General features: G+C 29.6%; 15 protein-coding genes. 10 read left to right on the top strand and 5 right to left on the bottom strand.

Annotated features, from left to right (window positions below):
* The first annotated feature begins 131 nt into the window (after positions 1-131).
* The 5 genes from KQI18_RS05580 (at position 132) to KQI18_RS05560 (ending at position 5,264) form a co-directional block, all read left to right on the top strand.
* Positions 132-1,115 (top strand): ABC transporter permease, encoded by a 984-nt coding sequence (locus tag KQI18_RS05580; protein WP_330654364.1) that lies wholly within the window; start codon positions 132-134, stop codon positions 1,113-1,115.
* Entirely contained in the window at positions 1,099-1,932 is an 834-nt protein-coding gene (locus tag KQI18_RS05575; RefSeq protein WP_236887658.1) for an ABC transporter permease, read from the top strand. Before KQI18_RS05580 ends, KQI18_RS05575 begins: the two co-directional genes overlap by 17 nt.
* 98 nt (positions 1,933-2,030) lie before the next feature.
* The gene (locus KQI18_RS05570) at positions 2,031-3,587 is read left to right on the top strand and encodes an ABC transporter substrate-binding protein (RefSeq protein WP_216466701.1); all 1,557 of its coding nucleotides are present in this window, start codon (positions 2,031-2,033) and stop codon (positions 3,585-3,587) included.
* Positions 3,587-4,471: an ABC transporter ATP-binding protein gene (locus tag KQI18_RS05565; RefSeq protein WP_216466700.1), complete on the top strand. Its 885-nt coding sequence runs from the start codon at positions 3,587-3,589 to the stop codon at positions 4,469-4,471. Before KQI18_RS05570 ends, KQI18_RS05565 begins: the two co-directional genes overlap by 1 nt.
* A gap of 1 nt (position 4,472) precedes the next feature.
* On the top strand, positions 4,473-5,264 hold the full coding sequence (locus KQI18_RS05560) for an ABC transporter ATP-binding protein (RefSeq protein ID WP_216466699.1): 792 nt from the start codon (positions 4,473-4,475) through the stop codon (positions 5,262-5,264).
* Positions 5,265-5,447: 183 nt separating this feature from the next.
* On the opposite strand, the gene KQI18_RS05555 is transcribed toward KQI18_RS05560, so the two are convergent.
* Positions 5,448-6,428, bottom strand: coding sequence for a substrate-binding domain-containing protein (locus tag KQI18_RS05555; protein ID WP_216466698.1), 981 nt, complete (start codon positions 6,426-6,428; stop codon positions 5,448-5,450).
* Between the two features lie 195 nt (positions 6,429-6,623).
* Here KQI18_RS05555 and modA point away from each other — a divergent pair, with 195 nt between their 5' ends.
* The 3 genes from modA (at position 6,624) to KQI18_RS05540 (ending at position 9,383) form a co-directional block, all read left to right on the top strand.
* Positions 6,624-7,436 carry a molybdate ABC transporter substrate-binding protein gene (gene modA, locus KQI18_RS05550; protein WP_216466697.1) on the top strand — a complete coding sequence of 271 codons (813 nt, stop codon included), beginning with the start codon at positions 6,624-6,626 and terminating at the stop codon, positions 7,434-7,436.
* A gap of 190 nt (positions 7,437-7,626) precedes the next feature.
* Positions 7,627-8,310, top strand: a complete 684-nt coding sequence (modB, locus tag KQI18_RS05545) for a molybdate ABC transporter permease subunit (RefSeq protein ID WP_216466696.1) — start codon at positions 7,627-7,629, stop codon at positions 8,308-8,310.
* Positions 8,310-9,383: a sulfate/molybdate ABC transporter ATP-binding protein gene (locus tag KQI18_RS05540; RefSeq protein ID WP_216466695.1), complete on the top strand. Its 1,074-nt coding sequence runs from the start codon at positions 8,310-8,312 to the stop codon at positions 9,381-9,383. The genes modB and KQI18_RS05540 overlap by 1 nt, the downstream gene beginning before the upstream one ends.
* 213 nt (positions 9,384-9,596) lie before the next feature.
* On the opposite strand, the gene KQI18_RS05535 is transcribed toward KQI18_RS05540, so the two are convergent.
* The 3 genes from KQI18_RS05535 to KQI18_RS05525 all read right to left on the bottom strand — a co-directional run bounded on the left by KQI18_RS05535 (position 9,597) and on the right by KQI18_RS05525 (position 12,335).
* On the bottom strand, positions 9,597-10,601 hold the full coding sequence (locus KQI18_RS05535) for an ABC transporter substrate-binding protein (RefSeq protein WP_216466694.1): 1,005 nt from the start codon (positions 10,599-10,601) through the stop codon (positions 9,597-9,599).
* 114 nt (positions 10,602-10,715) lie between these two features.
* Positions 10,716-11,471, bottom strand: a complete 756-nt coding sequence (locus tag KQI18_RS05530; protein WP_216466693.1) for an ABC transporter ATP-binding protein — start codon at positions 11,469-11,471, stop codon at positions 10,716-10,718.
* Complete coding sequence (locus tag KQI18_RS05525) at positions 11,472-12,335, bottom strand: ABC transporter permease (RefSeq protein ID WP_216466692.1); 864 nt, start codon at positions 12,333-12,335, stop codon at positions 11,472-11,474.
* A 474-nt stretch (positions 12,336-12,809) separates the two neighbouring features.
* Between KQI18_RS05525 and KQI18_RS05520 the strand changes: the two genes are divergently transcribed.
* Together KQI18_RS05520 and KQI18_RS05515 are read left to right on the top strand one after the other, a co-directional pair.
* Positions 12,810-13,256: an NfeD family protein gene (locus KQI18_RS05520; RefSeq protein WP_216466691.1), complete on the top strand. Its 447-nt coding sequence runs from the start codon at positions 12,810-12,812 to the stop codon at positions 13,254-13,256.
* 12 nt (positions 13,257-13,268) lie between these two features.
* Positions 13,269-14,300, top strand: coding sequence for an SPFH domain-containing protein (locus tag KQI18_RS05515; RefSeq protein ID WP_216466690.1), 1,032 nt, complete (start codon positions 13,269-13,271; stop codon positions 14,298-14,300).
* Positions 14,301-14,530: 230 nt separating this feature from the next.
* On the opposite strand, the gene KQI18_RS05510 is transcribed toward KQI18_RS05515, so the two are convergent.
* Entirely contained in the window at positions 14,531-15,481 is a 951-nt protein-coding gene (locus KQI18_RS05510) for a DMT family transporter (protein WP_216466689.1), read from the bottom strand.
* Positions 15,482-15,746 lie beyond the last annotated feature (265 nt).

Raw genomic sequence — 15,746 nt, 5'->3', positions numbered from 1 at the left:
TCTATAATGTTAAAATTTAGATGTATTTATAAATTGAAAATAGATAGAAAAAGTTTATATTTAATTAGAATATAAAAGTAAACACTTTGCTTGAGGTGTTTATTTTTTGCTAAAAGGTAGGTGACAAACTTGTGGGTAGATTAATAAAAAATATCTTTAAATCTGTATTATTTATTTTTGTGTTGTCGGTAATAGTATTTTATATTTCAAGATTAGCACCTGGCGATCCACTAGTTTCATACTACGGTGATAGTGTTAATCGTATGAGCACGCAACAAAAAATCGAGGCAACAGAGAGATTAGGTTTGAATAAGCCAATATATATTCAATATAAAAAATGGGTTATTAATGCCTTAAATGGTGATTTTGGTATTTCATTAAAATATAAAAGAGGTGTTTTAGTTGTTATTAAAGAAGTTTATGCTAATACACTAGTGTTAGGTGGAATTAGTTATGTACTGACTTTCGTTCTATCTCTTATTCTTGGTATATTTTGTGCATTAAGAGAAAACAGTTTTATTGATAAAGTTATAATTAGAATAGGTACTGTAATTAATAGCATTCCTACTTTTTGGATGTCTTTAATTTTAATTTTAGTATTTAGTATAAACTTAAAACTACTCCCTACAAGTGGAGCATATTCAATTGGTGAAGATAGAGATATATTTGATAGGATAATGCACTTAATTTTACCACTGACAGTTATGGTAATAAGTCATTTGTGGTTTTATGCTTACATGGTTAGAAATAAGTTAGTTGAGGAGATTAGACAAGATTACGTCATTTTATATAAGACAAAAGGTTTAACAGAAAGGGCTATAGTATATAAACATTGCCTAAGAAATATATTACCGTCTTATATTAGCATGGTAGCAATTTCTGCACCTCATATAATTGCTGGTACATATGTTGTTGAAACCATATTTTCATATCCAGGTTTGGGAACTTTGTGTTTTGAAAGTGCCAAATATCATGATTACAATATGTTATTAGTATTATGTTTAATAACAGGGGTAATAGTAGTGTTAATTAATTTAATCGCTGACTTTGTGAATATAAAAATAGATCCAAGACTAAATTTTGATAGGGGTGAAAATGTTGCATCGCTTCTATAACAAAATCGAAGATCTTCCAATGATATCTTTGAGTTTTATTACACTGATAATTCTAGGGTGTATAATTATACCTTTTTTATGTAAAGTTGATTATGGATATATGGATTTAAGCAAGACTAATATGAGTCCAAATAGAGACTTCTATTTTGGAACTGATACTCTCGGACGAGATGTTTTTAGTATGATATGGTATGGAGGTCGTATTTCTCTATTTATAGGAATTATGTCTACAATTATATCTACTTGCATTGGTGTTTTATATGGAAGCATAAGTGGATTATCTGGAAAGAGTGTGGATAATTTACTTATGAGGTTTTGCGAGATTGTGCTAAGTATACCTACGATACTAATTATTCTCTTTGTACAGGGTACATTTGGGAGAAACAATGTAGTTTCTGTATCAATAGCTATAGGTATTAGTAGTTGGATGAGTATTGCTAAGATTGTTAGAATTGAAATAAAGCAGATTAAAGATAGTGAATTTGTCTTAATGTCTAGGCTTATGGGAGGAAGTTTTTTACATTTATTAAAAGTCCATCTTATACCCAATTTTATACCATCAATAATGTTTATTGTGGTGAGCAATATTGGGAGTGCGATACTTATAGAATCAACTCTTAGCTTTTTAGGTTTAGGACTACCTGTTGAAATTATATCTTGGGGGAGTATGTTATCTCTGTCAGAAGGAGCCTTATTGACAAATTCTTGGTGGATTGTGTTTATTCCTGGAATTTTTATTGTAGTAACTTTAGTCTCAATTACTAACATAGGAAATTTTATTAGAGAAAATTCTAATAAAAAGTATAGGAATTTTTAGTATAAGTAGTAAAGTATGGTATAGATAATATTATTTAAGCTATTTAAGATAATATATAATTCTATATAAAATGTAAAATAAGGTGGAGGTAGTATTATATGAAAAAAATGAAAATTTTTTTAGTATTAATAATGTCTTTTTTATTGATAGTGGGATGTTCAAATCCTGCGGGGAGTAAAGATAAATCATCGACCAATGAAAAAGTTTTAGTGTATGGTAGCAATGATTATACAAGTATAAATCCTGCACTGTTTGAACATGGAGAAATTAATTCGCTTATTTTTAATGGTCTTACAGCTCATGATAAAGATAACAAAATTATACCTTGTTTAGCAGAGAAGTGGGATTATAATGAGTCTAACAATACATATACATTTAAACTTAGAAAAAATGTAAAGTGGCATGATGGGAAGAGATTTACAGCAGAAGATGTGAAATTTACTATTGAATCAATTATGGATCCTAAAAATGCTTCTGAGATTGCATCAAATTATGAAGATATAATTAATATAGATGTAAAAAGCGAAAGTGAAATAACATTAGCCCTTAAAACACCAAATACAGCCATATTAGATTATTTATCTGTGGGAATACTTCCAAAACATAAACTTGAAGGAAAAGAACTTATGACAGATAGCTTCAATCAAAATCCTGTTGGAACAGGTCCATTTAAGATAAAAAAATGGGATAAAGGCCAAAGTATTACATTATTAAAAAATAAAGATTATTTCGAAAAAGCTCCAAAACTTGATAAAGTCATATTTAAAATAGTTCCTGATGATAAAGCTAGAACTATTCAGCTAAAAGCAGGGGAGATAGACTTAGCTCAAGTTGCTCCGAAAGATATACCGATTTTTAAAGATCAAAAAGGATTTAAAACTGATATTATGAAAACGGCAGATTATAGAGGGATACTATATAATCACAACGGAGGTTTTTTTAGTATGGATATAGCCAAGGGTCTTCCTAATGCTCTTAGTTATGCAATAGATAGAGATTCTATTATAAAAACTATACTTTTAGGCTATGGAGAGTCGTCTTATTCACCACTTCAATTAGGAGAATACAATAATCCAGACATAGAAAAATTTGAGTATAATACCTATAAGGCAAAAGAAGAAATAGAAAAATTGGGATGGAAAAAGGGTAAAGATGGTGTGTATGAAAAAGATGGCGTAGATCTAGAGTTTGAGATCACAGCAAGTGAAGATGATGCGGTAAGAGTTGATATGGCTAAAGTATGCGCTCAACAACTTAAGAAAATTGGAGTAAATGCAAAAGCTACTATATCTACTGAGCTCGATTGGGAAAATCAAGATGCGACAATAATTGGTTGGGGAAGCCCATTTGATCCAGATGATCATACATATAAAGTTTTTGGAACTGATAAAGGATCAAATTTAAGTGGATATTCAAATGAAAATGTTGATAAAATTCTACAAAGTGCCAGAGAGACTGAAGATAATGATGAGAAGATAAGATTATATAAAGAATTTCAAAGTGAAATCACAAAAGATATGCCTTATACTTTTATAGCATATATCGATGCTGTTTATATATCTAAAGACAATATAAAAGGGCTCAATAGTGATAAAGTACTTGGACATCATGGAGTAGGCATATTTTCTAACATAGCTGATTGGGATATAAATTAGTGTCTAGAATTGAGGTGAAGGATTTGAAATGGGCAAACACATTGCTTTGTATAGAAAACTTAACTGTTAACTTCACAACTCAACAAGATATAATAAAAGTCTTAGATGGAGTTTCTGTAGATGTAAAAAAGGGAGAGATATTAGCAATAGTAGGGGAATCTGGAAGTGGAAAATCCACTCTTTGTAAAACTATTTTAGGTATACTTCCTAAAAATGCATATATTAAATCTGGAAGTATCGAGTTTGAGGGAGTGGATATGATTGATAAAGCCGAGTCTAATAGTATTGGAAAAATATCAAAAGAAGATAAATACAGTAAATTAATTAAAAAGATAAGATCTGTTGATATCTCTATGGTATTTCAAAATCCTGCCTCATATTTAGATCCCACTTTGACTATTGGAAAACAAATTGTTGAATGTATAATAGCAGTAAATAGGATACCTAAACGGGAAGCTAAAATTAGAGCATTGGAGTTAATAGATGTTGTGGGGATTGATAATCCAAAGAAAAGATTCGAACAATATCCATACCAACTATCAGGAGGTATGTTACAGAGAATTTTATTGGCCATTGCAATATCAAATAATCCAAAGTTGCTTATTGCAGATGAACCTACAACATCACTAGATACAATAGTTCAGAAACAAATTGTAACACTTATGACAAACATTCAAAAAAAATACAATACATCTATAATATTTGTTACTCATGACTTAATACTAGCAAAGAGTATTTCTGATAGAATAGCGGTTATGCATGATGGAGAAATATTAGAAGTAGGAAATAATTTGGAAATTTTTAATAATCCGATTAACTCATATACAAAGGATCTTTTAAACTCCTTAAAATCTGTTGATATTAAAGGGGGAGACGGAAGTTAATATGAAGAATCAAATGGCAGATATAAATTTATTAGAAGTTAAAGATCTCTGTAAAAATTACTACTATAAAAATCATGAGATAAAGGTTATAAAAGATATAAACCTTTCTGTGTGTAATAGAGAAATATTGGGATTAGCAGGAGAATCTGGATCAGGTAAGTCTACTCTTGCTAGATTAATAATGAATATAGAAAAGCCAACGAGTGGAAGTGTTTACTTCGAAGGAAAATGTATTTCTGATAAAACTATTTATAGAAAAAATAGAAATTATATTTGTAAAAGTATGCAATTATTATTTCAAAACTCTGGTGCAGCATTAAATCCTAGGATGAAAATTGGTGATATCATTTCAGAACCTTTGAAAATACAAAAATTATACTCGAATAAGTCTGAAATTAATTTTAAAGTAGAAGAAGTTTTAGACATAGTTGGTTTAGATAGAAGTTTTATTGATAAGTATTCTTTTGAGTGTTCAGGTGGAGAGAAACAAAGAATTTGTATTTCCAGAGCAATAATTACTTCACCAAAATTTATAATTGCTGATGAAACTATTACATCTTTAGATATTATATCGCAACTAAAAATTACAAATCTTTTTAAACAAATAGTTGATACCTTAGGGGTGAGTATTGTATTTATATCACATGACTTATCAATGTTAGGAAAAATTGCGGATAGAGTAGCTATTATTAAATCTGGAAGTTTAGTAGAGTTTAATACCTCAAAAGAAGTTTTTAATAAACCTAAAAGTGAGCATACAAAAGAACTATTATCTTCAATACCAAGTATTTAGTGTATAGTATATATAAGAATTGAAATTATTTATAACTAAAAAATAAGTTTAAACATCTCAAATATAATATAAATTAAATAAAAATAGTAAGTGATACCTATTAAAAGTAGTATTTCCTAATTTTAACAAGATGATATCTCTTACTATTTTTATTTTATATTGTATTGAATAACTTTACAATACTTAGACTTCTGCTACGATCTTTCCTGTAAATCTAAGGTCATATCCTCCGATTCCTTCTATTTCAGATTTAAACTCTTGAGAATTAATTATTGAAATAATATTTTTGTAAACTGGGTTTAGAAAATCTTCTTTCTTAATAACTAGATCATATCTTTCTATTTGTATTGGTATAAAGTCTATGTTACTTACTTGTAAAGCTGCTTTTTCGTTTCCAATTCCAACATCTGCAAGGCCTCTTGATATTGCACTAGCTACCCCTAAGTGAGATGTCTCTTCTTTATTATATCCGTTAAGTTTGTATGCATCGACATTTAAAGTTCTCATTATTCCATCTAGCAGTATTCTAGTACCTGAACCTTTCTCCCGATTAATAATAAATACATCTTGTCTAGTCAAGTCTTCCCATGCATTTATATTTTTGGGATTACCTTTAGCAACATAAAAGCCTTGGGTTCTACAAGCAAGGTTAACCAAAATACATGGAACAGCAGGCAGTAATTTTTTTACAAATGTTGTATTGTATTCATTTGTTTCAAAATCCCATAAGTGAGAAGATGCAATAGATACCTTATTATGGTAAAGTTCATTTAAGGCATTATAACTTCCGATATTAGATCTAAAAGTTTTAACACCTTCTGAGTTTTCTTCTATATATCTTGCGAGTATGTCTAGGATAACATCTTGTCCAGATATTATTATGTCTTGGGTAGAGTCAACAGTAGCGCTATTAATTATATGGTTACTTGCTACATTAAAACTTATTTTTTTATCGACTGAATTTGTAAAAGACTGTGAATTTGAGACGCTAGATGTTTTCTGCCTTTCAATGTATTCTTTGACATCTTTTGTATCTATTCTAATTTTTTTACCGACTTTATAAGATGGGATTTCCCCTCTTTTAATCATTTCATAAACTGTGTTTTTCGTTATTTTAAGTAAATCAGCCACCTCTGCAGGTGTTAATGAAGATAATGGTTCCATAACGCACCTCCTAACTCTATTCTATCATTAAACTATACATTATTATAATAGATTATATCAATTTATACTACAAAAGAAAGATTTTCTTGATAAATACGATAAATGAATATATAATTATATTAAACGTGACAAAACATAACGAAACATGTCTATTTGTCTCGATTGTAAATTAGAAGGTATAAAGGAGAGTTGAAAATGAAAAAAAGTTTAGGTATTTTATGTTTAGTTTTATGTCTATCCATAGGATTAGTAGCATGTTCAGGGAAAGATGATTCAAAAAAAGAAGTAGCAAAAGATAACAATAATAAAACTGAAACAGTTGAGTTAAATATTTCTGCTGCTGCAAGTCTCAAAGAAGCAATGGCAGAACTTGAAAAAGAGTATAAAAAAGAAAATGATAATGTAAAACTTACAGTTAATTTTGGTGCATCAGGATCACTTCAACAACAAATAGAGCAAGGAGCACCTTGTGACGTGTTTATTTCTGCAGGTAAAAAGCAAATGGATGCACTTGATGAAAAAGATCTGATAGTAAAAGAAACTAATAAGGGATTAGTTGAAAACGATTTAGTATTAATTGCTCCTAAAGACAGCAAGTTAGAAAAAATAGATGGAATCACTGCAAATGATGTTAAAAAAATTGCAGTTGGTGAGCCAGAAAGTGTTCCAGCTGGTAAATATGCAGATGAAGTTTTGACAAATTTAAAGCTTAAAGATCAATTAAAAGACAAACTTGTATTTGCTAAAGATGTTAAAGAAGTATTAGCTTGGGTTCAATCAGGTGAAGCGGACGCTGGGTTTGTATATTTAAGCGATACAATAAAAAATGATAAAATAAAAGTAGTTGCTACAACAGAAGCAGATACTCATTCACCTATTACATATCCAATAGCAGTAATAAAAGACAGCAATAAAGTTGATGAAGCTAAAAAGTTTGAAGAGTTTTTATTAAGTGATAAAGGTCAAACTATATTAGAAAAATACGGATATAAAAAAATAGCTAAATAATTCATTATGTTACTTGTCTTTAAAAAATACAATATATAAGTTACAATAAATAGTGAAATTGGCTTTGATACAAAAGTTAATTTCACTATTTTTTTGAGATATTAATATATTTTTAATTTAATAAATAGTTTATCGTTCTATATATATAGAAATAATATATATGTACTAGTTTTACATTAGGAGGAGAAATATGATTACAGACTGGGCACCACTTTGGATATCAGTAAAGACATCTCTTCTTGCAACTGTTATAACATTTGTAGTAGGGATCCTAATTTCGTATGCTATGGCAACATATAGAGGAAGATGGAAGGGGTTAATTGATGGTGTATTTACATTGCCATTAGTACTCCCTCCAACAGTTGTGGGTTTTTTCTTATTATTAATATGTGGAAAAAATGGCTTTGTAGGAAAAATATTTTTAACTATGGATAAAAATATAATTTTTAGTTGGAGTGCAACAGTTCTTGCGGCTGTAGTTGTATCATTTCCAATGATGTACAGATCGTCCAGATCGGCCTTTGAACAAATTGATGATAATATGTTGTCAGCTGCTAGGACTTTAGGTTTAAATGAATGGAAAGTTTTTACCAAAATTGCAATCCCATTGGCTTTACCAGGGATAGTAGGGGGATTAGTTTTATCTTTTGCAAGAGCATTAGGAGAGTTTGGTGCAACTCTAATGATTGCTGGAAATATTCCAGGGAGAACACAGACTATGCCTTTAGCGATATTTTTTGCAGTAGAAGGTGGGGATATGAATAAAGCAATGATGTGGGTTATTATAATTGTATTAATGTCTATTGCTATGATATTGTTGCTTAACTATTGGTCTGATATACAACAAAAAATTGTAGGAAAGAGAGGAAGATAATGAGCTTATATGTAGAAATCGAGAAAGAATTACCCTCTTTTAAACTAAAAGTAAAAATAATTCAAAGCAAAGGAATATTAGGATTCTTAGGGGAATCTGGTTCTGGAAAGAGTATGACATTAAAATGTATAGCTGGACTTGAAAAACCAACTAGAGGAAAAATAATACTAAATGATAGAGTTTTATTTGATTCTGATAAAAACATAAATATACCAACTAGAGATCGAAATGTTGGTTTTTTATTTCAAAACTATGCTCTATTTCCACATATGACAGTTAGCCAAAATATCGAGTTGGGACTTAAAAATTTAGATAAGAAAGAAAAAAGAAAAATTTCTAGCTATTATTTGGGAATAGTTGGACTTAAAGGTATGGAGGAAAGATTCCCTTGGCAACTATCTGGAGGACAACAACAAAGGGTTGCTCTATCAAGAGTTCTTGCTACTTCTCCTGAAATACTACTTTTAGATGAACCTTTTTCTGCTCTTGATCATCATTTAAGAAGTAATATGGAAAAAGAACTTTTAAATTTGATAAAAGATTACAGTGGAGATATACTCTTTGTAACGCATGATATTGAAGAAGCATACAGGGTATGCGATGATATTATTGTTTACGATAGTGGCATTGGTGTAAATAAGAGAGACAAAAAATCACTATTTGATAGACCGCAATCTTATTCAGAAGCTAAAATTACTGGATGTAAAAACATATCTAAAGCTAAGAAAACAGGTGATTGCACTGTGTTTGCTCTAGATTGGGGTATTGAGCTTACTGTACCAGAAATTATTTATAGAGATATTGAATACATTGGGATAAGAGAACATGATATAGTTGTTAGAGATTTTTTTACTGATTCAGAAAATATATTTAGTTTTAATTTAGTATATACAGTTGAGAATCCTTTTAGTTTTAAATTGTATTTTAATAATTTAAAAGAGAATAATAAAAGCATTGAACTCTATAATAATAATTGCAATGTTCAAGTAGATATAGAAAAGGATAACTTTAAATACGAAAAAAATGATACAGTATACTTAGAATTTCCCGAGGATAAGTTATTTTGCATTTAATAAAAAACATATAATATTTTAATTAACATAAAAAGATATCTGATTGAGAAAATATACTCGATTGGATATTATTTTTTTATTACACTTGTTTATATTGAACCAAAAGATTAAGAAATAGACTAATTGAATAAGAGAATTGGTATATTTGATAAGTAAAAGGGGCTACCTCAAAAGTAAATTAATTACATTTGAGGAGTCCCATTTGTATTAACATTATTTAATAAAAGTAATTCCTTCGCTTTTAGGCTTCTCTATTCCAAGAGAGTCTAAAGTAGTTTCATTTATGATAGTCTCAGTTTCTTCTAGAGTTGAAACTGGAACACTAGCAATTTTTTCACCTTTTAATATTTTTACTGCATCTTCTCCAGCTTTGTATCCAAGTTTTTCGTAGCTTATACCATTACATGCTAGAGCACCGTTTTTAACATGAGCTTCCTCGGCACCAATAACTGGAATTTTATTTTCCGTTGCAATTTTAGAGATAATAGGCATTGAAGATGCAACTAAATTATCAGTAGGAGTGTATATAACGTCTACTTTTCCTGCTAAACTAGAAACAGCTTGATTAACTTCGTTTGATGTTGTTATTCCTTTTACAACTACAGTGAATCCATTTTTCTCTGCTTCTTTTTTAAATTCATCTATTTGTATTTTAGAATTTATCTCACTTGTATTCCCAATTATTCCAACAGTTTTAGCATTCGGAGCTAAATCTTTTATAAGTGTAATTGCATTTGAGACAGGTATAAAATCAGAAGTTCCTGTTACGTTCCCTTCAGGTTTATCAGGATTTTTTACTAAACCAGCTTCTACTGGATCAGTTACAGCTGTAAATAGTATTGGGATATCCTTAGTTGCATTAAAGGCAGCTTGTGCAGATGGCGTAGATATAGCGAATATTAAATCTTTTTTATCTGATGCGAACGAACTCGCTATAGTTTGAGTAGTGGGCATATCATTTTGTGCATTTTTAAAATCTATATCTATATTTTTTCCTTCTTCAAATCCATTATCTTTCAATGCATTTATAAATCCTGTTTTTGTAGCATCAAGTGCTGGGTGTTCGACAAGTTGAGTTATACCTATCTTCTTTGTATCACTTCCATTTTTGGTGTTATTGTTATTTGCTGAAGTATTCTTACTTGAACATCCTGTAAGAATCGTCCCTACAAGTACAGATGTAAGTGCTAGACTAATTGCCTTTCTTTTATTTATCATAATAACCCTCCTAATTTTATTTGTATATTTAATGATTATTTTTTTTATCTTATAACTTATAAAGTAACTTATATTAAAATACTCAACTAAACAAAATATAAAGTTAAATTGTATTTATACTGCGTACTCAAATCTGTTGAGGATCTCTTCAATACTTAGTTTGCATTTTTCTGTTTGTTTAACGTCTAGAACAATTTTCCCCTTATGTAACATAATCAGCCTATCTCCGTATTCTAGAGCATGTTTAAGATTATGAGTTACCATAAGGGTTGTTATTTTCTTTTCTCTCACAATCTTATTTGTAAGTTCAATGACCTCATTTGAAGTTTTGGGATCAAGTGCAGCAGTATGTTCATCTAATAGCAGTACAGATGGATCTGTAAGACATGATATTATAAGAGACAATGACTGTCTTTGACCACCAGATAAATACATAACTTGAACATCTAAGTATTTTTTTAGATCCAATGAGACACCTTCTAATAAACCTTCTAAGAATTCTTTTTTATATCTTAAGCATCTTTTTAAATTTAAAAGATTTCCTTTATTTAGCGCAAGTGAAAGATTTTCTCTTACAGTCATAGACGGACATGTTCCTAGACTTGGATCTTGAAACACTCTACTTATTATTTGAGTTCTCTTATGTTCAGGAGCATTTGTTATATCTTTATCGTCAACAAGTATTTCTCCTGAAGTTTGTTTTATAAGTCCAGAAATAATATTTAAAAGAGTTGATTTTCCAGTACCATTACTGCCGATGATTGTAACGAATTCACCTGAATCTATTTTCAATGACAAGTCTCTAAAAATTGTATTTGAATCTCCATAGGGGTTGTCAAAAGTCTTTGATATATTTTTAATCTCTAGCATTTACGCCACCACCTTTTCTTTTTCTTGTTTCTTTTTAGGAAATTTTAAGTTGCTCGCAGATAAAAATGCAACTATAACTAATGCTGTAATCAGTTTTAAGTCTGTCGGTAGCATACCTCTTTGCATTGCGTAGTAAATAGTAAATTGATAGATAAAAGCACCTACTACTATTGAAGTGGTATTGTTAATAAACTTAAACTTATTAAATAGAGTTAAACCTATTATTATTGATGCAATCCCTAGTACTAGCGTACCAGTACCCATATTCACGTCTGTAAATCCTTGGAATTGAGCCATAAGAGCACCAGCAAGTGCTATAAGTCCATTTGATATCATAAGTCCTAATATTTTTATATAGCCAATATCTATTCCTAGTGATTTTATCATTTGTGAATTATCCCCAACTCCCTTTAGTGTATAACCTATACTAGTTTTTAAAAATAAATCCAGAAATAATTTACAAATTATTAAAAATATAAGTGCTAGTAAAACAGGTGATGATTCAGAGTTAAATAGATGCTTGTAGCTAAAGAGCGGGATATTTGATTTTCCCATTATTCTTAAATTTACAGAGTAAAGCATACCCATTACAAGAATCCCAGATAGTAGATTTGTAATTTTAAGCTTTACATGTAGCAAACCTGTAATCATTCCAGCTAATGATCCACATATAACCGCAAGCAAGGTTGCAGGAACTGGATTCATACCTCCCATTAATGATGCAGCTACTACTGATGCTCCTAGAGTGTAACTCCCATCTGCTGACATATCTGGAAAATCCAGAATCTTGTAGGTAATATAAACACCTATGGCCATAATTGATAAAATTAAACTTTGCGTTATTACTGATAAAATACTGCTCATATTTAGAACCCCCTTAAAAATTTATATACAAAAAAGCCACATAGAGTAAAGTACTATGTGGCTACAACGAAAAAGCCACATAGTTTTATCTACGTGGCTTTTTTATATATTATATGAAAACTATATATAAACAAAATTCTATAACCAACATAGATACAATCCCAATTCGATTTGTCGACGGGTTTGCATCTATTTTGTATAGTTACAAACCCTATAAGTATTGGCTATAGTAATAATATTTGTTATTGTTTAATAAAGTAATCATAATTATCTCTCCTTAAAATTTTATTAATATAATTGTCAGAAAGTTTTAACTCTCTTGGCTTATCGATTATTATAAAATAGAAAATAATAAAAGTCAATAATAAACTTTAAAAATTTTCACATAATATTAAGATATAATGTTATAATTAAATCAATATAATCTCATATTATATTATAGGGTATTAGACATAAAAAGAGGGAGGATATACTATGCAATTGATATGGTTAGGTGTTGCGATTGTTTTTGGAATAGCAGAACTTTTGACACCAAGTCTTACACTAATTTGGTTCAGTTTAGGTGCTGTAGCTCTCATATTTTTGAGTATGGTGATTGAGAACCTATTTATTCAGATTTTGATATTTGCTATTATTTCATTTACTATGCTATTTATAGCGACAAAGTATTTTGTAAAAAAAGACAGTAGCTATAAGTATAATACAAACTTGCAGGCAGTACTTAATGCTAAAGGTTATGTTAAAGAGGATATACTTCCTAATAAAACAGGGTTGGTAATAGTAGATAGAGAAGAGTGGACAGCAATCTCATTTGATAATGAAAAGATTGATAAGGGAAGCAAAGTTGAAGTGTTGAAAATAGAAGGTGTAAAGCTAGTTGTAAAAAAGTCTGAATTTGCAACTGAAAAAGCTGAGATATAGGAGGGAATAGATATGTTATTAATAGGGATAGTGATTGTATTGGTTGCTGTAGCAAGTATATCTTGCATAAGAGTAATTCAACAATCTAGAATGGGTATTATTATGAGGCTTGGGAAATTCCACAAGGCTGCAGACACAGGGGTACATTTTTTAGTTCCATTTTTAGACAGAATGGCGTATGTAATAGACTTAAGAGAAATTGTTATGGATTTTCCACCACAACCAGTTATTACTAAAGACAACGTTACTATGCAAATAGATACAGTTGTTTACTACAAAGTAACTGATCCAGTTGGGTATGTTTTTGAAATAGCAAATCCAATTTCGGCCATAGAAAATTTATCGGCAACTACTCTTAGAAATATTATCGGGGAATTAGACCTTGATGAAACTCTTACTTCAAGAGATATAATTAATGCAAAGATGAGATCTATATTAGATGAGGCAACTGATAAATGGGGTATTAAGGTAAATAGAGTTGAGCTAAAGAATATAATGCCTCCTAATGATATACAAGTTGCAATGGAAAAGCAGATGAGAGCTGAGAGGGAGAGACGAGAATCTATCCTACAAGCAGAAGGTAATAAAGCATCTGCAATTCTACAAGCAGAAGGAGATAAGCAATCTGCTATTCTTAGAGCAGAGGCTACAAAAGAAGCTATGGTTCGTGAAGCTGAAGGGGAAAAGGAATCTGCTGTACTAATAGCACAAGGTGAGGCAGAAGCTATAAGACAAATGGCAATAGCTAAAGCACAAGGTGAAGCAGAGATGATTTCAAGAACCCAAAAAGCTACAGCGGACGGCCTTAGATTAGTATTTACAGCTATGAAAGAGTCCAATATAGACGACAACATGCTTGCACTTAAATCTATGGAAGCACTTGCCAAACTAGGTGAAGGAGATGCTACTAAGTTGGTATTACCTTCGGATACAGTTAATTTACTTGGAACATTTAAGGGAATTAAGGAAGTTATGACTGATGATAAAAAAGTAAACTTAGAGAAGGTTGGAAGTAAATTAGTTGAAAAATTAGAAGAACAATAATATAAATAAAGACCTGTGTGATAAGTAAAAAAAATACTAATCACACAGGTCTTTTATTTTACTGAATACGTTTTTTGATTCATAAATTGTATCTATTCAAATATATCGGATATATATCGTATTCTTTCCTTTCAGAAAAATTTTCTTAATATATAGCTTTTTAGCAATAGATTAGATATCATACATAAAGAATTTTACTCCTTATAACTATATATATTGTTTTTACAAATCTAACTATCTTGTATATTTGTGTCATTACTATCGGTATTAGCGTTAGCCTCGGTTAAAGTTTTAGATAAATTTGCCCCCATTACTCCTATGAGTATAATAAATACACCAATTATATGTATAAAAGTTATATTTTCTTTTAAGAAGACCGCTCCTGCAAATACTGCAACTACAACACTTAGATTTAGATAAACTCCCATTTTAGAAGCTTCTAATTTAGATAGTGCGTAATTTGATAAAACAAAAGTAATTAATGAAGACATTATACCTAGGTATAATACTGATCCAATATAATCAAAGCTAGCTAGAGGAGCGAAATATGAAATTATATCGGATGTAAATAAATGCTTGATTATTGCGATGGCATTAAAGACAATACATCCCAAAAGAGTCATTACATAGGTCATTTGTATAACACTGTATTCTTTTGCGTCTCTTCTTGCCATAACATTGTATAAAGAAAGCGATAATGATGATATAGTAAGCAAGATTATACCTAAAAGGTGTCTAGAATCAATACTTTTACCTTGTGCTATAAATACAAATAAAACACCAAACATTGAGATAAATGTAAATATCTTTTGTTTTAAACTAGGTTTCTCTTTTAGAAGAATAATTCCAAAAATCATTGTGAAAATTGGTATCGTAGATTGTATTATACCTCCTTCAGATGATGAGGACATAGAAAGTCCAAGTAACTGCAGAGAAAAGTATAAAACAGGAGATACAAAGCTAAGTGGTAATAATGCGATAATATCAGATTTAGATACTACCTTCCCTTTTTTTGCTATAATTGTATATAAAAAAATTGCTATAAAAGCTAAACCGAACCTATGTGCTAGTATGTCTATAGTATTTCCATCGATTAAAGCTATTTTGCTAAATAAGAAAGATAATCCTATAATTATTGAATACAAAACAGCTGATATACTTCCTTTAATTGTATCGTTCATAAATACCTCCCATTTTTATTTTTATTAATTACCATATCTCTATTGTAGTATTTATTTAGATTATTTTAAACAATTTAAATAAAATAAAAAATATAAATTAAGCAACTTAAAATATCAAGCGAGGATACATCCTTTGGTTCTATATTTTATTAATTTATACAATACAAACAACTATTATTATAAATTTCTATATAAGTTATAATTAAAATAATTAACGTAAATAATCCGAACATTTTTAATTTTTTTAACAAAAACGTTAAATTTT

This window comes from Metaclostridioides mangenotii (assembly GCF_018917235.1).
Classification (GTDB): domain Bacteria; phylum Bacillota; class Clostridia; order Peptostreptococcales; family Peptostreptococcaceae; genus Metaclostridioides.
This window is presented reverse-complemented; position numbering and strand designations above follow the sequence as displayed.